Origin of the sequence: Actinomadura kijaniata (assembly GCF_014138665.1) — a bacterium.
GTDB classification, from domain to species: domain Bacteria; phylum Actinomycetota; class Actinomycetes; order Streptosporangiales; family Streptosporangiaceae; genus Spirillospora; species Spirillospora kijaniata.
Window position 1 is genome coordinate 73,469 of the sequence record NZ_JACJIA010000006.1, and the last position, 20,201, is coordinate 93,669.

The window sequence follows — 20,201 nt, forward strand, 5'->3', positions numbered from 1 at the left end:
GAGGGGGTGTGCACCGCCGGAGTTCGCGGACACCGGGCGGTGACGGCGGAGGCCGTTCGGGGCAGGGGCGACCGTAATGGAGGCCCGGTCCGTTCGGAGGCCCTCAGGCCGGGGGACCCTCGCGGTTCTCGAGGGCGCGCGCGAAGTGCTCCCAGCTCTCCGCGTACTGGCGGGCGATCGCGACGATCGTGGCGACGCGGTGCGGCGGTATCGCGTCGACGAGCGCACTCCAGTCCGCGGCGGCCACCGACCGGGTGTGCAGCAGTTGCAGGAGCCTGCGGCCCTGCAGGCTCTGCCGGAGGGACGGGTCCCTGGTCAGCCCTTCGAGCAGCGACGACGGATCGACCGCGCCCGCCGCGCCCGCCGCGGCGGGCGCGCGGGGCGCCTCGTCACCCTCCTTCCCCTCCTCCCGCCGGGGCCGGGCCGGTTCCTCGGCGCGGCGCAGGCCGAGGGGGACGGGGTCCTCGCCGCGGCGCAGCCGGCGCCGCACGTCATGGGCCGTTCCCAGGGACACCCCGGCGACCCGCGCGATCTCCCGCAGCGAGGCGTCGGGGCGCAGGCCGATCTCCCTGGCGGCGCGGCGCCTGCCGTCCGCCCCGTTCACCGGCCGGGTCCGCCCGTCGACGCCGGTCCTGGTGTTCGACTCCGGAGAATCCCCGGTCGAACGCCGGCGCAGCGCCGCGACGGTCTTGGCGGACAGGCCCGAGCACAGCCCGATCGCCTGGTCGGACCAGTGCGGGCGGGCCGCGATGATGCGCGACGCCGCCGCCCTGCGGTCGGCCAGGGGCAGCGGAAGGCCGTGCCGGGTGTTCTCCGCGACGGCCCTTATGAAAGCCTCGTCCTCGTCGCCGTAGAAGAATTCGACCTCGATTTCCCGTTTCCCCCTGAGCGTCGCGGCGCGCAGCCGATGGACGCCGTCTATGACACGTAGTGTCGAATAGTGGACCAGGATCGGCGGCAGATCTTCTTCCGTCTGGTTGAGCCGGTGGATATGTTCTTCGTCCACGGACCGGCGGACCGAGAAGTCACCACGGAACTCCGTGATCGGCACAACGGAAGGCCTGGTCCTGGCGATGGGTTGTCTGTTTCCAGCGGGCGGGCCCTCGGAGTGAACTTTCCCCTTACCGGCGGACAGCGAACTGCGCATCCGGCTCACTTGGACTCTTTCCCCCCGTTCACTGAATAGTGAAGAACGCGGAGCGCCGGGCTCCCGGCCGCCGCCCCTCGGTGATGCGTTATGTGAAGATCTGGTCCAGAAGATACCGGCCGACCGGCTTTTGGCAACACTTCGTACATGCTCAACAAGGAGGCGCTGGGTGTCCGGGCGATCGCACACCGTGCCGACACATGGCGTGCAGTGCACCGGTGTTCACGGGCGAGAGCCGGAACGCGGTCGTGGCCGCGGCTGGCCGGAAAAGGCAATGCCGCTTTGGGCGCCCGTCATTGACAAGTGGCCGAACCTGTACTGACACCGGCTGACGTGCGGCTCGGCTCCGGGGCGGGCCGCGCTCCGGCGGCCGCCCGGGGAAGGGGCTCCGCGCGGCGGGTGGTTCAGGAGACCTTGTCGACGGCGTCGAGGTGGTCGAGGATCTCGGCCCGGCGCTCGGGGACGGCCAGGCCGGGCAGGATCATCCGCCACATCCCCATCACGAACGTGTGCAGGTCGAGGGAGGTCTCGCCGGTGCGCGTCCGCCGCTGCATCCCGGCCAGGGCGGCGATGATGAGCTCGGCCACCATCCGGGAGTCGGCGTCGGGGAGCACGTCGCCCTGCGCCTTGGCCTCCTCCAGCAGGCGCTCCACGGTGTCGATCCACGCGTCGAACAGCACCGGCGCCGCCGGGCCGATCTGGTCCCGCTCGCAGGCCAGCCGCGTGCTGGCCCGGGTCATGGAGTCGTCGCGCAGCAGGTCGCCGATCCGCCGGGACATCTCGATCAGCAGCGGGACCGTCCGCGAGTGGCGCGGGCGCAGCATGACGGCCAGCTCGGCCAGCAGGTCGTGCTGCTCGTTGATGACCGCCGCGGCGAGTTCCTCCTTCGACGCGAAGTGGAAGTACAGGGCCCCCTTGCTCACCGCCCGCCCCGCCACGACATCCTGCAGCCGGGTGCCCTGGTAGCCGTGCGTCTCGAACGTCTGGGCAGCGGCTTCCAGGATGAGGCGTCTGGTCTGGCTCGCTCGTTCCTGCATATCCCGAAGCGCCCTCGTCTCCTGCCTTCGGCTTTCCCGCCTCATTGGCTCGGGCGGTGATCGTATACCACGAGCCGCCGGGGGAGAGGGGAACGCCGATTCTGTCGTGTCCTTCCGATCTCGCCGCTCACTGGTTTCCCGCCGGCCACTTCCCGACCGGATCGCCGAACCAATTCCACCGCCCGCCGACGGCCCCCGCCGGCGCGATCCGGCGTGCGGCATGCCGACGCCGCGGGCGCTCGCGGGCCCGCCGCCGGACCGCCCCGGCCCCCTCCCGGCGCCGCCGGCGCCCTCCCGCGGCCGCCCGCCGGATTCGCCACGGCACGCTCAGAGATGCTTTGTGCAGCGCGCGGGCCAATCATGAATTCCGGGAAGACGTCAAGGCGATTCCGCCTCCGGTCCACTCGACCGCCGCGGAGTGGTCGCGGCGCCTTCCGGTCCCTGGACGCTCCGCCGTCACCGAGCCCGGTCGTCCATCGGTCTTTCTGTAGGTCGATTCCGTTTTCCCCGCCGACAACAGGAGGTGTCGCGGATGCCCGCGGACGCCGCAGCCGAAGAAGAAACGCGGAAAGTGACGATCGAGGCCTTCGCCGACACGATCGTGCCCGGCGAGAAACGCTGGCCCGGAGACCGGTCGGTGGCCGGCGCGGCGGTCGGCCCCGGCGCCGTCGCCGCGGGGGCCCTGGAACTGCTGGAGTGGTCGGCGGCGGGGGTGTCCGACAGCCTGGACACCCTGGCGCGCATGCTGAACGAGCACGCGCGGGCCCACGCGGAGTGGTGCGGGCTGACCCTGGACGCGGACGTCCCGCCGTTCGTGGCGCTGCCGTTCTCCGAGCGGACCGCGCTGACGCGGGCGCTCACCGCGCCCGGGCATCCGGAGAAGGAGGTCTGGGTCAGCATCGCGCTGTTCAGCAACATGGCCTTCGACACCGGCGCGCACATGCACACCCTCGACGCGATCGCCGAGGGACATCCCGGCATCGAGGCGATGGGCCTGGCCAAGCCGGACGCCGACGGCCTGTGGCGCTTCCCGCAGTACGGCTACGGGCGGCCGCTGGCCGAACTCCACCCCCACACCACACCGTCCGGGAGCCCCGCGTGACCAGTTTCGAGAGCACCGACGTCCTTGTGATCGGCAGCGGGTTCGGCGGCGCGATCGCGGCCTACCACCTCGCGGCGGGCGGCGCGCGCGTCGTGGTGCTGGAACGCGGCCCGTGGCTGGAGGGCGAGGACTTCGACCACGACTTCAAGCTCGGCTCGTCCTACACCCGGATCTTCGACTTCGTGGTGGGGGACGGCATGAGCGTCCTCGGCGGCAACTGCGTCGGGGGCGGCAGCGTCGTCTACTTCGCCGCGATGCCCCGGGCGCCGCGTTTCGTCTTCGAGCGCAAGGGCGGCATCGGGCGGCGCATGTGGCCCAAGGCCCTGTCGCGGGACGCTCTCGAACCGTGGTACGACCGGGTGGCCGAGGCGATGCCGGTCACGGGGCAGGACTGGGACGACGTCACCTACGCCGGCGGGCTGTGGGCGGCGCTGTGCGCCCGCTCGGGCCACACGGCCAACCCGGTTCCGGTCGCCGTCGACAACGGCAAGTGCACCAACTGCAACTGGATGATGGCCGGGTGCCGCTTCGACGCCAAGCGGTCCCTGCTGACCAACTACCTGCCGGCGGCCCTCGCCCACGGCGCGCAGATCCGGCCGCTGCACGAGGTGCAGCACATCTCGCGCACCGACGACGGCGGCTACCGCGTCCACTACAACGTCATCGACGACGAGGACTACCGCGTCCACACCGGCGGCGGGACGATCGACGCCAAGATCGTCGTGCTGGCGGCGGGCGCCGGCGCCACGCCGGTCATCCTCCAGCGTTCCGAGCCCTCCCTCGGCAAGATGCCGCACGCCGTGGGGCGTTACTTCTCCGGCAACGGCGAACGGCTCAACACCGCCGTGATCGACGAGGACCGGGTGCGCGAGGTGCTGGGCCTGGAACGGGACGGCGGCCTGGCCTACGCCGCCAACCAGATCGGGCGCGGACCGGTGGTGGCGAACTGGGACCGGCTGGACGGGTCGCTGCCCGAGCACTCCCGGTTCTCGCTGGAACAGCTGTACTTCCCGCCCGGCCTCGGCACCATCCTGGCCCAGGCGCCCGACGCGACCGGGCCGACCTGGTTCGGCGTGGAGAAGAAGGAGATGCTCAAGCGCTGGCAGTCGTGGCTGACCATCTTCATCATGTCGGAGGACGACAACGAGGGGGTGTTCGGCCCGCCCCCGGCGACCGGGAACGCCATGCGCATCTCGCAGCAGATGCTCGGACGCGGGAACCTCCGCTACCACCCGACCGCCAACACCCTGCGCGGCTGGACCGAGGCCGACGACCTGGTGCGCGACATCATCGAGCGCGACGGCGTCGGCAGGGTGCGGCCGTGGACGAACGACGTGGTGGGCGCCTACACGGTGCATCCGCTGGCGTCCTGCCGCATCGGCGACGACCCGGCGACCTCCGCCCTCGACGACCGCCACGAGCTGCGGGGCCACCCCGGCATCTTCGTCACCGACGGCTCGGCCGTGCCCGGCGCCCTCACCGTCAACCCCGCGATGACCATCGCCGCGCTCGCCGAGCGCGCGATGCCCGGCATCGTGCGGGCGGCCCGGGAACGCGGCGTCCCGGTCGAGTACGGAGCGCCCTCCCCCGACGGCGCCACCAGCGCCCGCCGCGCGGCGGCACCGCTGGTGGCCGGGCTCGTGCAGGGCCGGCGGGCCGGGTGAGCCCGCCATGGCCGGAGCTTTCGCACGGGTCACGCGGCGCGGGGCGCAGGGGCAGGTCAGGCACGTCTCGGCGGTGCGCCACGAGGCCGCGCGGGGCCGGGTCGCGGAGATCTACGCCCAGGTGGAGCGGGACTTCGGGATCCTCGCCCCTCCGGTGACCCTTCATTCCCCCGCGCCGGACCTGCTCGCGGCGGCCTGGATGACCCTGCGGGAGACCCTGGTCGCCTCCGGGCGGGCGGACCGGGCGGTGAAGGAGACCGTCGCCTCGGCGGTGTCGCTCGGCAACAGCTGCCGGTACTGCGCGGACGTGCACGGCATGACGCTGCACGGGCTGGTGCGCGGGCGCGACGCCGCCGCCATCGCCGAAGGACGGCTGGAAGCGGTCGCGGACCCGCGCATCCGCGCGGTGGCGGCCTGGGCGCGGGACCTGGGGACCGGGGAGGCGGGGGGCGGACGCCCGGCCCCCTTCCCGGCCGGCCAGGCGTCCGAGCTCGTCGGGGTGGCGGTGGTCTTCCACTACCTCAACCGCGTGGTCAACGTGTTCCTGGAGGAGTCCCCCTTCCCGCCCGGCCTGCCGGCCCGGGCGCGCGGCGGCATGATGCGGCTGGTCGGCCGCTGCCTGCGGCCGAACTCCCTGCGCCACCGCGCGCCGGGACGGTCGCTGCACCTTCTGCCCGCCGCGCCGCCGCCCGGCGACATGGCCTGGGCGGACGGGGCGCCGGTCGTCGCGGACGCGTTCGCGCGCGCCGCCGCGGCCGTCGACGCGGCGGCCGAACGCTCGGTCCCGGCCCCGGTCCGGCAGGTGGTCCGCGCGGAACTGGCCGGATGGGACGGGCGGCCGCCCGGTCTCAGCCGCTCCTGGACCGAGGGCGCGCTCGCCGTCCTGCCCGCGTCCGACCGGCCCGCCGGCCGCCTGGCCCTGCTGACGGCCATGGCGTCCTACCAGGTCGACCGCTCGGTCATCGAGGACTACAGGAAGGGCCGTTCCGGCGACGCTCCGCTGGTGGAGCTGGTCTCCTGGGCCGCCTTCACCGCGTCCCGGCGGGTGGGCGCCCTGGCGGCGGGGTGAGGGGGATGGGCCGTCCTGACGGCGGGCGGAGAGCGCGGATCGCCTGGTCACGGCTGGTCGCGCTCTCCGCCCGCCGGCGGCCTCGTGCCGTTCAGGCCGTGTACGCGCGCTGGCCCATGTTGCGGAGGACCGGCTCCATGTCGGCCAGGCACTCCTCGGTGACCATGGTCGGCAGCAGGTGGTGCCACATCATCGCGACGCGCCAGCGCAGGTCCGCACGGCCGGTCTCGATCTCGGAGATCCGCTGGCATCCGGCGAACGAGCCCACGATGAACTCGGCGGCGTACCTGGTGTCCACCTCCGGCAGGACGTCTCCCGCCTCCTGGGCCTCCGACAGCAGCCGGTCGATGATGTCGGCCCAGTCGACCAGCAGGGACGGGACCCAGGGGCTCATCTTGTCGCAGGTCTCGAACGCCAGGCGCAGGCTCGCGCGGACGAGGACGTTGTCCAGGAAGACGTCGGCGACCTGCGAGGTCAGCGCCAGGAGCAGGTTCATCGCCCGGGGGTGGAGGCCGCGCAGCTCGTTGACCAGGTCCGGCCACAGGAAGCGCTGCTCGTTGATGACGGCCAGCGCGAGGTCCTCCTTGCTGGAGAAATGGAAGTAAACCGCGCCCTTGCTCATGTTGCGGCTCTCTGCTATGTCGCGGATGCTCGTTCCCTCGTATCCGCGCTCCTCGAAAGTCTCGGCGGCTGCATTCAGGATGATGCGTCGGGTCAGGGTCGCTCTCTCCTGCAATGTTCAGCACCTTTCAGGCGGGGGTCGGGCGATTGTAACATGACCTTGACTGCGATTACCACAATGGCTCTCCGATGAGTTGATACTGCGCTGACCACGCAATTTCATTGCAGTTCGCGAACTAATGGCAGGTCCGGCGCGCGGGAGGGCGCGTCGAGGCCGGTACTGCGCCGCCGCCCGCCGGGGGAGCGCTCCGGGGCGGCCGCCGCGCCTCCGGCGCGCGCTCCGCGCCCGGCCCGGAAACGTCACCGTGTGGGCCGCGGCCGCATGAGCGCAGGTCAGGCGATTCATGGTCCTGGCGTCCGAGTGGACGCCCCGGCGGCGAAGTCGCGACGGCAATGGCACGACCGAAGATGACCGCGAGGTATTCCCTGTTGCAGTCTTGGTGGAGCGTGAAATGCCGACCGCTCCACTTTCGTCCCCAAGATAGGAGACGGCTGCATGACAGAATCGCAGAACGTATTCGACGACCTGGCCGCCGAAGGCGACGACGTGGACCGGTTGGTGGCCGATCTCGCCCCCTCCCGGTGGTCGACGCCCACGCCCGCGCCGGGCTGGACGATCTTCGATCAGATCGCCCACCTGACGTTCATCTTCCGCCTGGCGGGAACGGCGGCGTCCGACCCGGAGGGCTTCCAGCGCCTGGTCGCCGGAGCCCAGGACGACTTCAACGGCGCGGTGAACGCCGCGCTCGCCGACTACCGCGACGACTCGCCGCAGGAGCTGCTGGCCCGCTGGCGGGCCGAGCGCGCGTCGGCGGTCAAGGCGCTCGCCGCCGTCCCGGCCGACCAGACGGTGCCCTGGCTCGTCCGGCCGCTGCCGGCGGCGGTCCTGGCCTGCGCGGGGATCATGGAGCTGTTCGGGCACGGGCAGGACATCGCCGACGCCCTGCGCGTGCCCCGGCGACCGACCGACCGGCTCCGGCACCTGGTCCTGTTCACCGTGCTGGTCAGGGACTTCGGGTACCAGGCGCGCGGGCTGACCCCGCCGGAGCAGGAGTTCCGCTTCGAGATCACCGCCCCCTCGGGGGAGTCCTGGGAGTACGGCCCGGCCGACTCCGACCAGAGGATCACCGGTTCGGCCATGGACCTCTGCCTGCTGGCGACCCGGCGGCGGCACCGCGCCGACCTGGACCTGGTGGCGACCGGCGCCGAGGCCGACCGCTGGCTCGACATCGCCCAGGCGTACCGCGGCCCGGCCGGTCCGGGCCGGACCCCCGGCCAGTTCGCGGACCTGCCGCGCTGACCCCGCCGGAACGGGCCGCGCGCGGCCCCCACCCATCGGCTACGGAGGAAATGGTGTCGACCACACAGGTTCCGACGCGAGAGCAACTGGTCAGCCGGGCGGCCCGGGTGGCGCCGACGCTCCGGGCGCACGCCGCATGGTCGGAGAAGAACCGGCGGCTGCACGACGAGACGATCGAGGCGCTGGCGGACGCCGGCGTCTTCAAGCTGAGGGCGCCGGCCCGCTACGGCGGCTACGAGTGCGACACCCGCACGCTGGTGGAGGTCGCTGCGGAACTGGGCCGGGGCGACGGCTCGGCCTCCTGGGTGGCGTCGGTGTACTGGATCCCGGGCTGGATGGCCTGCCTGTTCCCGGACGCCGTGCAGGACGAGGTGTTCTCCACCCCGGACGTGCGCGTGTGCGGGACGCTGAGCCCCGGCGCGATCGCCCGCCCGGTCGAGGGCGGCGTCGTGGTCACCGGCAAGTGGGGGTTCATCAGCGGCGCCCACCACGCGCACTGGCAGGAGATCATCGCGATCCTGACGCCCGACGAGGGGGAGCCCTACCCCGTCATGGGCCTGGTCCCGATGTCGGACCTGCTGATCGTGGACGACTGGCACACCTCCGGCCTGCAGGGCACCGGAAGCGTCAGCACGGTCGCCAAGGACCTGTTCGTGCCGCAGGAACGGATCCTGCCGCTGCCCGCGGTGCTCCAGGGGCAGGGCGCGTCGAGCGCGAACGCCGCCAGCCCGATCTACCGGGTCCCGCTGCTGCCGGTCGCGGCCGCGTCGTCGGTGGGGACCCTGCTCGGCCTGGCCAGGGGGATGCGGGAGACGTTCCTCAAGCGCCTGCCCAACCGGAAGATCACCTACACGGCGTACGAGAGCCAGCGCGAGGCGCCGGTGACCCACCTGCAGCTCGGCGAGGCGTCGCTGAAGATCGACGAGGCGGAGTTCCACGCCCTGCGCCTCGCCGCGTCGGTCGACGCCAAGGGCGAGGAGGGCACCCCGTGGAAGCTGGAGGAGCGCGCCCGCGCCCGCGCCGACCTCGGCGCGGTGAGCCGGCTGGCGAAGGAGGCCGTGGACATCCTCGCCTCCGCCAGCGGCGGTTCCTCCATCTACACCGACGTGCCGATCCAGCGGATCGCGCGCGACGTCCAGGCGGTCAACCTGCACGCCCTGATGAACCCGACCACCAACACCGAGCTCTACGGGCGGGTCCTCAGCGGGCTGGAGCCCAACACGCCCTACATCTGACGCGCCGCCCCGATCGGCCGTCGAGGAAAGGAAGACGATGAGCACCTCCACCCCGAAGACGCCGGCCGGCGGGCCGGCCGCCGCCGACCAGGCCGCCGTCGCGGCCCTCACCCAGCGCGTCGTCGCGGCCTGGGCCTACCAGGACGCCGACAGCTTCGCGGGGGTCTTCACCGAGGACGGGACCATGATCCTGCCCGGTCTGTTCAAGAAGGGCCCCGACGAGATCCGCGCCCACATGAAGGACGCGTTCGAGACCACCTACAAGGGCACCCAGGTGACCGGCAGGCCGGTGGACCTGAGGTTCCTCGCGCCGGACGTGGCGCTGCTGCTCACCCAGGGCGGCGTGCTGGCGGCCGGTGAGTCCGAGGTCTCCGACGAGCAGGCCATCCGGGCGTCCTGGCTGTGCGTCAAGCGGGACGGGGAATGGCGGCTGGCGGCCTACCAGAACAGCCCGGCCGTCCAGAGCCTTCCCACCCCGGGGGCGTCCTCCCACGCGTGAACCCCTCCGTCCGGTAGAGGGCCCACGGCCTGAGCGGGCCGCCCCCCAGGGTGGCCCGCTCAGGCCGTGGGGCGTGCGGTGATGCCGGAAGCGCATGTCAGAGGATGGATGTGACCACGTATGACAGAGAGCCTCAGCGATACGGCACCCCACCGGAAGCTCACCGACATCACGCTGGGACATGCGGCTGAGCGTCATGCCGGGAACGCGGGCCTGCACCGGGCGGGGGAGGTGCACCGGGTCACGCTGGGGTCCGGACGGACCGCGTGGCTGGTCACCGGGTACGAGGCGGCGCGCGCGGCCCTCAACGACCCGCGGCTGGAGAACCGCACCGGCGACGTCGGCGGCGGACGCCGGATGCCCGAGCACCTGCGGCGCGCGATGAACAGCCACATGCTCAGCATGAGCCCGCCCGACCACACCCGGCTGCGGCGGCTGGTGTCGGCCGCGTTCACCCGGCGCCGCACCGAGCGGCTGCGGCCGTGGATCCAGCGGCGCACCGACGCGCTGCTCGACGCGCTGGACGGCGAGCACGAGGTCGACCTGATCGCCGCGCTGGCGCTGCCGCTGCCCCTGCAGGTGCTCGCCGAGCTGTTCGGCATCCCCGAGGAGGACTGCGACACCTTCCACGGGTGGACCACCGTCCTCACCTCCAGCATGGTCCCCCTCGACCGGCTCACCGCCACGGCGGGCGAGATGCTCGACTACGTGCGCTCCCTGCTCGACCGCAAGCGGCGCGAGCCCGGGGAGGACCTGCTGTCCGCGCTGACCGCCGTGCGCGACGGCGACGACAGGCTGAGCGAGGACGAGCTGACCTCGATGCTCTTCCTCTTCCTGGTGGCGGGGCACGAGACCACGGTCAACCTCATCGGCAACGGCGTGCTGAGCCTGCTGGGCGACACCGCCCAGCTGGACCGGCTCCGCGCCGACCCCGCCCTGCTGCCCGCGGCGGTGGAGGAGGTCCTGCGGTACGAGAGCCCCGTCCAGCTCACGGCCCGCCGCAGCACCGAGCCGCTGACCCTGGGCGGGATGGACATCCCGGCCGGGGAGACCGTGCTCGTGTCGCTGCTGGCCGCCGACCGGGACCCCGGCCGGTTCGACGCTCCCGACCGGCTGCTGCTGGATCGGGGCGACAACGCCCACCTGGCCTTCGGGCACGGCTACCACCACTGCCTGGGAGCGCCGCTGGCCAGGCTCGAGGGCGTCGTCGCGATCGGCTCGCTGGTCGCCCGTTTCCCGCGGCTGCGGCTGGCCCGGCCGGCCGAGACGCTCACCTGGCGCACCAGCATGTTCCACCACGGCCTGACCGAGCTGCCCGTGCTCCTGCGCTGAGCGGAGCCGACGGGAGACGCGAAGGGGGCACCGGCGCCGACCGCCGGTGCCCCCTGTGATCCGTCGGGGGACGGGTGCCCGCCGCCCGCCTCAGCGCGCGGGCGGACGGATCGACTGGGAGTGGTGGAAGACGTTGCGGGGGTCCCACTGGGCCTTGGTGCGTTGCAGCCTGGCGTAGTTGTCCTTGAAGTACAGCGTGTGCCAGGGCACGCCCGAGGAGTTCCAGCGCGGGTCGTTGAGGTCGCCGTCGGGGTAGTTGATGAAGCAGCCGTCGGTGACCTCGTTGGGGACCGGGACCCCGCCCGTCGCGGCGAAGACGCCCTTGTAGAACTCGCGCACCCAGGCGACGTGCCGGTCGTCCTCGGCGGGGTCGTGCCAGGTGGCGAAGAACATCGCCCGCATGATCGAGTCGCGTTGCGCCACGGCCGTGTGGCCGGGCGCCACCGCGCCGATCCTCCCGCCCAGGGAGGCGATCGAGACCAGGGCCGTCTGGTGCTGGTAGTCGGTGCGGGTGAGGTGGCGGTACATGGCGGCGAGCTGCTCGGCGGTGAAGCCCCGGCGCATGTTGGCGGACTTGTAGTCGGCCCGGCCGGTCGGGTCGGCGCCGGCGTTGTTGGCCCAGGAGACCGAGTGCAGCCACGGCACCCGCCGGTGCTCGGTGACCATGGAGGGGACGCCCACGCCCTCGCCGATCGCGGCCACGAACTCGCGCATCCGCTGCTCGGCGTCGCCGCCGTCGGAGGCCAGCGAGCTGGCCAGCTGGACGACCCCGCCGGCCTTGTGGAGCAGGTTGAAGCGGCTGAACAGACCGTCGAAGGGGGTCCCGGCGGCGCGGTGGCGCTCGTACCAGCTTCCGTAGTTGCGCACCAGACGCGTGAACCCGGCCTCGGTCAGCCCCTCCCACGGCCAGATCACCGAACTCAGCCAGGTGTGGGAGGGCGGCTTCGGCAGCAGGCCGGACGGGTCGTCCCCCGTCGCGCCCGGCGTCCGGAACCAGAAGCGCGTCACGACGCCGAAGCTCCCGCCCCCGCCGCCGGTGTGGGCCCACCACAGGTCGCGGAGCCGGGCGTCGGGGTCGTCGCGGCGGGCGACCACGGCGTGGGCGCCGCCGTCCCGGTCCACCACGACGACCTCGACCGCGTACAGGTGGTCGCTGATCAGGCCGTACATGCGGGACATCGGCCCGTAGCCGGCGCCGGGGACGTGGCCGCCCGCGCCGACCGACAGGCACTGCCCGCCCGGCACGGTGACCCCCCAGCGCCGGAACATCGTGTCGTAGACCTCGACCAGGGTGGCGCCCGCCTCGACCTCGATCGCCCGCCGGCCGGCGTCGTAGGAGATCGCGGCCAGCTGGCTCAGGTCGATGACCACCTTGATGTCCGGGGTGGTGGTGAAGTCCTCGAAGCAGTGGCCCCCGCTGCGGACCGTGACGCGGCGGCCGGACCGGACCGCGTCGGAGACGGCCCGGACGACCTGCTCGGTCGTCGTCGGCAGGAGCACGTAGTCGGGCTTTCCGGCCCAGCGGAGGTTGAACCCGCGGACGAGGTCGGGGTAGCGCACGTCCCCGGGGAGGACGCGGCCGGCCGGCGTCGGGCGGGCGGCGGCCGCCGCCTCGGTGGGTATCAGGGCGGCGCCCGCCAGAGCTCCTGTCGATGCCAGGACTCTGCGCCGGGGGATTGGGGACATCGCTTGCTCCCTGCTGGTCGTTGGGAACCGACGGGCTTGAGCTGATCACACCGGAACGCCCGAGACTGCGATTTCTGACATTTGGCAGGATCAGGGCATGGGGGACGGGGAGAGCGCGCCGTCCACGGTGGCGCGCAGCGCCTTCTTGTCGACCTTGCCGATCGCGGTGAGCGGCATCTCCGGGACCAGGACGAGCCGTTCGGGGAACTTGAACCGGGCCACTCCCGCCCGCTCCATCACCGCGTGCACGTCGGCCAGCCGCACCGCCCGTCCCGGATGGACGGTGACGCACAGGCACACCCGCTCCCCGAGCTCGGGATCGGGAACGGCCACCGCGGCGGCCGCCCGGACGCCGTCGACCCGGCGGGCGAAGTGCTCGACCTCCTCGGCCGCGATCTTCTCCCCGCCCCGGTTGATGACGTCCTTGACGCGGCCGTCGACGAGCAGGTTGCCGTCCGGGCGCAGCCGCACGAGGTCGCCGGTGCGGTACCAGCCGTCCTCGGTGAACGAGCGCGCGTTCAGGTCCCCGCCCCGGTAGTAGCCCCGGACGGTGTAGGGGCCCCGGGTGAGCAGTTCCCCCGGCTCGCCCGGGGCCACCGGCCGGCCGTCCTCGTCCACGACGAGGAGCTCGTCGTCCGGGGACACCGGCCGTCCCTGCGTGCGCAGGATGACGTCCTCGGGGTCGTCGAGGCGCGTGTAGCACAGCAGCCCCTCCGACATCCCGTACCCGTGCTGGAGCGTGCACCCCAGCGTCGGCGCGATCCGGCGCGCCAGCCGCTCCTCCAGCCGGGAGCCGCCCGACTGGAGCAGCTCCAGTGAGCCGAGGTCCCGGCCGCGGTCGGTCTCGCGGTGCTCCACCCAGCGCTGGATGGCGGCCGGGACCAGCGAGGTGGCGGTGACCCCCTCCCGCTCGATCACGGCGAACGCCCGCTCCGGGGCGGGCGAGGGCGCGATCACGACCCGCCCGCCCGACATCAGGGTGCCGAGGACGCCCGGACCGGCCATCGGGAACCCGTGGCTGAGCGGGAGCACCGCGAGGTAGACGGTGGAGGGCCCGAAACCGCACAGCTCCACGGCCCGCCGGATCATGTAGCCGAAGTCGTCATGGGTGCGGGCGATCAGCTTGGGCATGCCCGTCGTGCCGCCGGACAGCAGGAAGAGCGCCACCGCGCTCCCGTCGGGGGCGATCGCGTCGAGCGTCCCGCGCGCGGCGTCGGCGTCGTCGGCCGGCTCGCACAGCGCCCGCAGGTCGACGCCGCCGTCCCGGACGTCGTCGCCCAGCACCAGGACGTGCTCCACCTCGGGCACCTGCGCGGCGACCGCCAGGGCCATGGCCTGGTGGTCGAAGTCCCTGACGGTGCCGGGCACCAGCAGCGCCCTGGCCCGCGCGACGGCGGCCACCGAGGAGATCTCCCCCTGCCGGTGCGCGGTCAGCGCCATCACCGGGAGCACGCCCAGCCGCAGGAGCGCCACCGTCAGCACGACGAACTCCCAGCAGTTCGGCAACTGCACGACCACGCGGTCGCCCGGACGCAGCCCGAGTGCCCGCAGGCGCGTCGCGGCGCCGTCCGCGCGGGCCGTCAGCTCGCGGTAGCTCAGCCGCCGCTCGCCGTCCACCAGGCAGACGGCGTCCGGGTCGGCGTCCGCGGCGGCGTACAGGCGGGCGCCGAGCGGGCGGCCGTCCCAGTACCCCTTGGCGCGGTAGGCGGCGGCCGCCTCGTCCGGCCAGGGAACGATGCTCGCGCGGCTCGGTCTCGTCACTCTCGCGGCCACCTGGCGCCTCCTCCGGAACGACGCGCGCCACGGGAACCGCGCTGGCGCACGGCCCTTTCGACGCGACACGGATGATCGGTTCGTCAACTGCACAAGGATCACCGCTGACCGTTGGCGGCCGCTTCTCCTGAACTGCCTTCTTTGTAATTGCTCGGTACCGGGAACGACCTTCCCTCGCCCTGTGGGCGGGCTTAGTGTTCGAGCTGGAGATCGGATCGTTCAAACATTTGTTCGTACCTGGAAAGGGCAGAGAGATCGACCTTTCGAGGTGAACGGGGTTTGCGCGGTATTCCGATTCTCGGGATGCCGGTTCCTTGGAGGAGCACGATATGGGCGAGACTGGGAAACTCTCGGAAGCCATAGCGATCGTGGGGATGAGCTGCAGGTTCTCTCCCGACCTGTCCTCGCCGGACGAGCTGTGGTCTTTCCTCGCCGAGGGCCGGCATTCGGTGGGACAGATGCCGGACAAACGATGGGAACCGTACGCGTCGAGCAGCCCGCAGGCGACCGCGATCATGCGGCAGACGACGCGGCTCGGCTCCTTCCTCGACGACATCGAGGGATTCGACGCCGACTTCTTCGGCATCTCGCCGCGCGAGGCCGATTTCCTCGACCCGCAACAGCGCATCATTCTGGAACTGGCGTGGGAGGCGCTGGCGAACGCCGGAATCCCGCCGCTGTCGCTGCGCGGCTCGGAGGCGGGCGTGTTCACCGCCGCGAACTCCAACGACTACGGCCGCCGCCTCCTGGAGGACATCCCGCGCACCGGCGCGTACGCCGTCAACGGGACGACCTACTACGGGATCGCCAACCGGACCTCCTACTTCCTGGACCTGCGCGGACCGAGCGTGGCCTTCGACACCGCGTGCGCGGGCTCGCTGACCGCGCTGCACTACGCGTGCCAGAGCCTGCGGTCGGGGGAGATGCCGCTGGCCATCGTCGGCGGCGTCAACATCATGGCGACGCCTGCCCTGTTCGTGGCTCTGGACGCCGCCGGCGCGACCTCGCCGGACGGGCGGAGCAAGGCGTTCGACAAGGACGCCGACGGCTACGGCCGCGGCGAGGGCGCGGGCGTGGTGGTCCTGAAGCGGCTGGCCGACGCCCGGCGCGACGGGGACCCGGTGCTGGCCGTGGTGCTCGGCAGCGGCGTGTTCCAGGACGGCCGCTCCGACGGCATGATGGCGCCGAACAGCCAGGCCCAGCAGCACATGCTGCGCGAGGTCTACCGGCGCGCGGCCATCGCACCGGACACGGTCGGGTACGTCGAGGCGCACGGGACCGGCACCCCGGTCGGGGACCGCGAGGAGGCCCTGGCGCTGGCCGAGGTGTTCGGCCGCGGCCGCCGGGCGGACGAGCCCTGCCTGGTCGGCTCGCTGAAGCCGAACATCGGCCACATCGAGGGCGGATCGGGGATCGCCGGGGTCATCAAGACCGTGCTCGCCCTGCGGCACGGCGAACTGCCGCCGAGCCTGCACTCGGAGCCGCACCCCGACGTGGACTGGGAGTCCTGCGGGCTGCGCCTGGTCGGCGAGCGCACCCCCTGGACCGCGAACGGGACCCCGCGGCGGGCCGGCGTGTCGAGCTACGGCGTCGGGGGGACGATCGCGCACCTCGTCCTGGAGGAGGCCCCGTCCGGGCAGGCCCACCCGAAGACCGCGTTCCCGCGCCGCGACGCCCGCGGGGCGTCGGTCTTCCCGCTGTCGGCGATGTCCGAGGCGGGGCTCCGCGCCCTCGCCGGGAGGACCGCCGACTGGCTGACCGGCGACCCCGACGCCGACCTGGAGTCGGTCGGGCACACGCTGTCCCGGCGCCGGTCGCACCTGGCGCAGCGGGCGGCGGTCGTCGCCGACTCCACCGCCGAGCTGGCCGCGGCCCTGCACGCCCTGGCCGAGGAGCGCCGGGCGCCGGGGCTGGTCACGGCGCGCACGGCGGCCGGGCAGGCCACGGGACCGGTCTGGGTGTTCTCCGGGCACGGCGCCCAGTGGTCGGGCATGGGCCGCCAGCTGCTGGAGGAGGAGCCCGCGTTCGCCGCCGCGATCGACTCGCTGGCCGAGGTGTTCGAGGCGGAGCTTGGCTGGACCCCGCGGGCGGTGCTGACCAGGGGCGGCCCGTGGAGCGCCTCGCACGTCCAGGCGCTCACCTTCGCCATGCAGATCGGCCTCGCCGAGGTGTGGCGCCGGCACGGCCTCGTCCCCGGCGCGGTCATCGGCCACTCGGTGGGGGAGATCGCCGCCGCCGTGGTGGCCGGGTGCCTCGACGTGCGGGAGGCCGCCCGGTTCGCCTGCCGCCGGGCGAGGGCGCTGCGCCGGGTGGAGGGACCGGGCGCGATGGCCCTGGTCGCGCTGGACTGGGAGGAGTGCCGGCGGCGGCTCGGCGACCGCACCGACGTCGGGGTGGGCATCGCGGCCAGCCCCGGGTCGACGGTCGTCTCCGGCGACCGCAAGGCCGTCGCCGCCCTCGCCGACGAGCTGAGGGCCGAGGACATCGACGTCCGGCAGGTCGCGACGGACATCGCGTTCCACAGCCCGCACGTCGACGCGGTGACCGCCGAGGTGCGGGCCGCCGCGGCCGAGCTGCGCCCCCGTCCGGCGCGGATCCCGCTGTACACCACCGCGCTGGCCGACCCCCGGTCCGAGGAGGCGCGCGACGACGCGTACTGGACCACCAACCTGCGGCAGCCGGTCCGGTTCACGCAGGCGGTCCAGGCGGCCCTGGAGGACGGCCACCGGCTGTTCGTGGAGCTGTCGGCCCACCCGGTGGTGACGCACTCGATCGCCGAGACCTGCGACCACATGGGGGTGGAGGACGCCACCGCCGTGCCGAGCCTGCGCCGGGACTCCGACGAGGTGCGCACCCTGCTCGGCAACCTGGCCACGCTCCACTGCAACGGCGCGGCCGTGGACTGGTCGCGCGAGCACCCCGGCGGGACGCTGGTCGAGATGCCCGCCGTGGCGTGGCAGCACCGGCCCTACTGGGTGTTCTCCGGCTCCGACCACGAGACCGGGTTCGGCGGGGGCCACGACCCGGACCGCCACACCCTGCTCGGCGGCCGCATGACGGTCAGCGACAGCCCGGTCCGCCAGGTGTGGCAGACCCACCTCGACCTGACCTGCCGCCCGTACCCGCAGAGCCACGAGGTCGTCGGCGTCGAGATCACGCCCGCCGCCGTCATCATCGACACGTTCGCGACGGCGGCCACCGGACCCGACGGCCGCCCGCCCGCCCTGAGCGACATCGTGCTCCGCACCCCCGTCGCGGTCACCCCGCCGCGCGTGGTCCAGGTCGTGCTGGCCGAGAACGCGCTGCGGCTGGCGACGCGGGTCGCCGACGGGGACACCGAGCACGAGTGGCTCACCCACGTGACCGCCACCGTCGACCGGGGACGGGAGCCGGCGGCGGGCACGGTGGACGTCGAGGCCGTGCGCGCCCGGTGCGACCGGACGACGCCGTGGTCGGCGGTGGACGACATGTTCCGGACCATGGGAGTCGGCGGCTACGCCTTCGACTGGGAGGTCACCGAGCTGCGCCGCAACGACACCGAGCAGCTCGCCCTGATCACGATCGAGCCGTCGCCCGCCGAGCACGCCGCGAGCTGGGCCCACGTCATCGACGGCGCGCTGACCATCAGCGCCGTGGTGGTGACGCCCGAGGACGCCCGCAGGCTGTGGATGTCCTGCCACATCGACGCGGTGGCGTTTCGGGGCGACCCGCCCGCCAGGATCGTCGTGCACTCGCGCCGGTCGCCGGCCTCCCCGGAGGACACCGTCGACGTGCTGATCGCCGACGAGAGCGGGCAGGTCGTCGGCGAGGTCACCGGGCTGCGGTTCGCCGCGCTGAAGGACGAGCCCGGCGCGGTGGCCTCGCCCCGCGACCTCGTCCACGAGATCGACTGGCACCCGTTCGCCCTCGACGGCGCCGAGCGCGCCGGTCGCCGGCCGGTGCGCCGGGTCGTGCTCGTCGGCGACGGCGCCCTGGCGGGCCGCCTCACCGGGCAGCTGGAGGAGGCCGGGATCGACTGCGCCCGCGCCTTCGCGGCGGAGGAACTGGACCAGGACGCGCTGGCCGCGGCCGACGCGGTCGTCATCGCGCCGTCCGCGACGAACGGCGAACCGCCCGAGCGGGTCGCCGAGGACAACGCCTGGATGCTCCTGCGCACGGCGCAGCGGCTGGCCGAGGGCCTGCGCGCCGACCCGGCCCGGGACACGCGGCTGTGGTGCCTGACGCGGGGAGTGCGCACCGCGCGGGAGGAGACGTCGCTGGCCCACGCGCCGCTGTGGGGCGCCGCGCGCATCGTCGCCGGGGAGCACCCCGAGCTGTGGGGCGGGCTCGTCGACGTCACCGACCTGAACGACGACACCGGCCAGCGGTTCCTGACCCTCATGGAGCGCGCCGCGGGCGAGGAGGACGTCATCTCCCTGACCGGGGACGCGGCCGAGGTGCCGCGGCTGGTCCCGATCACGCGTCCGGCCGAGGGCGGGACGCTGCGCTGCCACCCGTCCGGGACCTACCTGATCACCGGTGGGCTGGGCGCGCTGGGACTGGCGGTGGCCGAATGGCTCGTGGACCTCGGAGCGCGCCGGTTCCTGCTGGTGGGCCGGCACGGCCTGCCGCCCCGCTCGCAGTGGCCGCGCGTGCGCGACGCGCGGGTCCGCCGCCAGATCGCGGGCGTGCAGGCGCTGGAGGCCCTGGGCGCGACCGTCAAGGTGCTGGCGCTCGACATCACCGACGCCGACCGGGTCGCCGAGGCGCTGGACCCGTCCGCCCACGGGCTGCCGCCCGTCCGGGGCGTCGTCCACGCCGCGGGCGTGGTCCGCGACGCGATGGTCGACAAGGTGGAGCGGAGCGGCCTGCACGACGTGCTCGGGCCGAAGGCCGTCGGCGCGATGGTGCTGCACCGGATCTTCCCGCCCGGCTCGCTGGACTTCATGGTCCTGTTCTCCTCCTGCGGCCAGTTCGCCCGGCTCACCGGCCAGGCCAGCTACGCGTCGGCCAACTCCTACCTCGACGCGCTCGCCGCGCACCGCCAGGCCGCGGGCGGGACCGAGACGGTCAGCCTCGGCTGGACGTCGTGGCGCGGGATGGGCATGTCGGAGGCCATCGACGGCACCATGCTGGAGGCCAACTCGCGCGGGCTGGAGATGGTCACCGCCACCGAGGCGTTCCGGTCCTGGTCGTTCGCCGACCGCTTCCGCTCGCCCTACAAGGCGGTGCTGCGCGTCCTTCCGCTGCCGCCGGGCACGCCGCGGGTGCCGATGTTCCGCGAGCTGACCGTGGCCGAGGACGCCGGTGACGCCGGCGACGCCTTCACCATCGACTGGGCCGGACTGGCGGAGGACGAGCGGCTCGCCCTGATGACCGCCGACGTCCGCGAGCAGGTCGCCGCCGAGCTGAACCTGGCGGCCGAGGAGATCGAGCTCAAGCGGCCGCTGGCCGAACTCGGCGTCGACTCGGTGATGACCGTCGCGCTCCGGGTGCGGATGCAGCGCCGCTACGGCCTCGACCTGCCGCCCAACATCCTGTGGAGCAAACCGAGCATCGCCGCGCTCGCCGGCCACCTCCTCGACGCGCTCCGCCCCGACGACGGCGCGCACGACGACGGCGCCCACGACGACACCCACGACGCCGCGGCGGAGCCGGTCGGCGCGTAGGGCCCTCCCCACGACCAGGACCAACCGA

13 protein-coding genes are annotated in these 20,201 nt (G+C 73.3%); 8 read left to right on the plus strand and 5 right to left on the minus strand.

From position 1 onward, the window contains the following. Positions 1 to 103: 103 nt before the first annotated feature. On the minus strand, positions 104 to 1,147 hold the full coding sequence (locus HNR61_RS23050) for a ParB/RepB/Spo0J family partition protein (RefSeq protein WP_182845284.1): 1,044 nt from the start codon (positions 1,145 to 1,147) through the stop codon (positions 104 to 106). 404 nt (positions 1,148 to 1,551) lie between these two features. Then, positions 1,552 to 2,184 carry a ScbR family autoregulator-binding transcription factor gene (locus tag HNR61_RS23055; protein ID WP_182845285.1) on the minus strand — a complete coding sequence of 211 codons (633 nt, stop codon included), beginning with the start codon at positions 2,182 to 2,184 and terminating at the stop codon, positions 1,552 to 1,554. 571 nt (positions 2,185 to 2,755) lie between these two features. Here HNR61_RS23055 and HNR61_RS23060 point away from each other — a divergent pair. Genes HNR61_RS23060 through HNR61_RS23070 form a run of 3 tightly spaced genes read left to right on the plus strand, consistent with a single transcriptional unit; the run spans position 2,756 to position 6,019 of the window. Next, positions 2,756 to 3,286 (plus strand): DUF5987 family protein, encoded by a 531-nt coding sequence (locus HNR61_RS23060; RefSeq protein ID WP_245681585.1) that lies wholly within the window; start codon positions 2,756 to 2,758, stop codon positions 3,284 to 3,286. Next, complete coding sequence (locus tag HNR61_RS50050) at positions 3,283 to 4,950, plus strand: FAD-dependent oxidoreductase (RefSeq protein ID WP_182845287.1); 1,668 nt, start codon at positions 3,283 to 3,285, stop codon at positions 4,948 to 4,950. Before HNR61_RS23060 ends, HNR61_RS50050 begins: the two co-directional genes overlap by 4 nt. A 7-nt stretch (positions 4,951 to 4,957) precedes the next feature. Continuing rightward, positions 4,958 to 6,019, plus strand: coding sequence for a carboxymuconolactone decarboxylase family protein (locus HNR61_RS23070; protein WP_182845288.1), 1,062 nt, complete (start codon positions 4,958 to 4,960; stop codon positions 6,017 to 6,019). A 91-nt stretch (positions 6,020 to 6,110) separates the two neighbouring features. Here the strand turns inward: HNR61_RS23070 and HNR61_RS23075 are convergent, their stop codons facing one another. Then, positions 6,111 to 6,755, minus strand: coding sequence for a ScbR family autoregulator-binding transcription factor (locus HNR61_RS23075; RefSeq protein ID WP_182845289.1), 645 nt, complete (start codon positions 6,753 to 6,755; stop codon positions 6,111 to 6,113). Between the two features lie 441 nt (positions 6,756 to 7,196). Between HNR61_RS23075 and HNR61_RS23080 the strand changes: the two genes are divergently transcribed. The 4 genes from HNR61_RS23080 to HNR61_RS23095 all read left to right on the plus strand — a co-directional run bounded on the left by HNR61_RS23080 (position 7,197) and on the right by HNR61_RS23095 (position 11,066). Then, entirely contained in the window at positions 7,197 to 8,000 is an 804-nt protein-coding gene (locus HNR61_RS23080) for a TIGR03084 family metal-binding protein (RefSeq protein WP_182845290.1), read from the plus strand. 50 nt (positions 8,001 to 8,050) lie between these two features. After that, positions 8,051 to 9,235, plus strand: coding sequence for an acyl-CoA dehydrogenase family protein (locus HNR61_RS23085; protein ID WP_182845291.1), 1,185 nt, complete (start codon positions 8,051 to 8,053; stop codon positions 9,233 to 9,235). A 37-nt stretch (positions 9,236 to 9,272) separates the two neighbouring features. After that, positions 9,273 to 9,734 (plus strand): SgcJ/EcaC family oxidoreductase, encoded by a 462-nt coding sequence (locus tag HNR61_RS23090; protein ID WP_182845292.1) that lies wholly within the window; start codon positions 9,273 to 9,275, stop codon positions 9,732 to 9,734. Between the two features lie 120 nt (positions 9,735 to 9,854). Further along, on the plus strand, positions 9,855 to 11,066 hold the full coding sequence (locus tag HNR61_RS23095; protein ID WP_182845293.1) for a cytochrome P450 family protein: 1,212 nt from the start codon (positions 9,855 to 9,857) through the stop codon (positions 11,064 to 11,066). Between the two features lie 90 nt (positions 11,067 to 11,156). Here the strand turns inward: HNR61_RS23095 and HNR61_RS23100 are convergent, their stop codons facing one another. Then, positions 11,157 to 12,752, minus strand: a complete 1,596-nt coding sequence (locus tag HNR61_RS23100; RefSeq protein WP_182845294.1) for an FAD-binding oxidoreductase — start codon at positions 12,750 to 12,752, stop codon at positions 11,157 to 11,159. 90 nt (positions 12,753 to 12,842) lie between these two features. Next, on the minus strand, positions 12,843 to 14,513 hold the full coding sequence (locus tag HNR61_RS23105; protein ID WP_312898044.1) for a (2,3-dihydroxybenzoyl)adenylate synthase: 1,671 nt from the start codon (positions 14,511 to 14,513) through the stop codon (positions 12,843 to 12,845). A 341-nt stretch (positions 14,514 to 14,854) separates the two neighbouring features. Here HNR61_RS23105 and HNR61_RS23110 point away from each other — a divergent pair, with 341 nt between their 5' ends. After that, on the plus strand, positions 14,855 to 20,173 hold the full coding sequence (locus HNR61_RS23110; RefSeq protein ID WP_182845296.1) for a type I polyketide synthase: 5,319 nt from the start codon (positions 14,855 to 14,857) through the stop codon (positions 20,171 to 20,173). The last annotated feature ends 28 nt before the right edge of the window (positions 20,174 to 20,201 follow it).

What these genes read in the sequence shown, in the direction of transcription:
- HNR61_RS23090 (WP_182845292.1), top strand. Translation starts at nt 9,273, where the DNA reads ATGAGCACCTCCACCCCGAAGACGCCGGCCGGCGGGCCGGCCGCCGCC.
- HNR61_RS23050 (WP_182845284.1), bottom strand. Translation starts at nt 1,147, where the DNA reads ATGCGCAGTTCGCTGTCCGCCGGTAAGGGGAAAGTTCACTCCGAGGGC.
- HNR61_RS23080 (WP_182845290.1), top strand. Translation starts at nt 7,197, where the DNA reads ATGACAGAATCGCAGAACGTATTCGACGACCTGGCCGCCGAAGGCGAC.
- HNR61_RS23085 (WP_182845291.1), top strand. Translation starts at nt 8,051, where the DNA reads ATGGTGTCGACCACACAGGTTCCGACGCGAGAGCAACTGGTCAGCCGG.
- HNR61_RS23055 (WP_182845285.1), bottom strand. Translation starts at nt 2,184, where the DNA reads ATGCAGGAACGAGCGAGCCAGACCAGACGCCTCATCCTGGAAGCCGCT.
- HNR61_RS23070 (WP_182845288.1), top strand. Translation starts at nt 4,958, where the DNA reads ATGGCCGGAGCTTTCGCACGGGTCACGCGGCGCGGGGCGCAGGGGCAG.
- HNR61_RS23095 (WP_182845293.1), top strand. Translation starts at nt 9,855, where the DNA reads ATGACAGAGAGCCTCAGCGATACGGCACCCCACCGGAAGCTCACCGAC.
- HNR61_RS23110 (WP_182845296.1), top strand. Translation starts at nt 14,855, where the DNA reads ATGGGCGAGACTGGGAAACTCTCGGAAGCCATAGCGATCGTGGGGATG.
- HNR61_RS23100 (WP_182845294.1), bottom strand. Translation starts at nt 12,752, where the DNA reads ATGTCCCCAATCCCCCGGCGCAGAGTCCTGGCATCGACAGGAGCTCTG.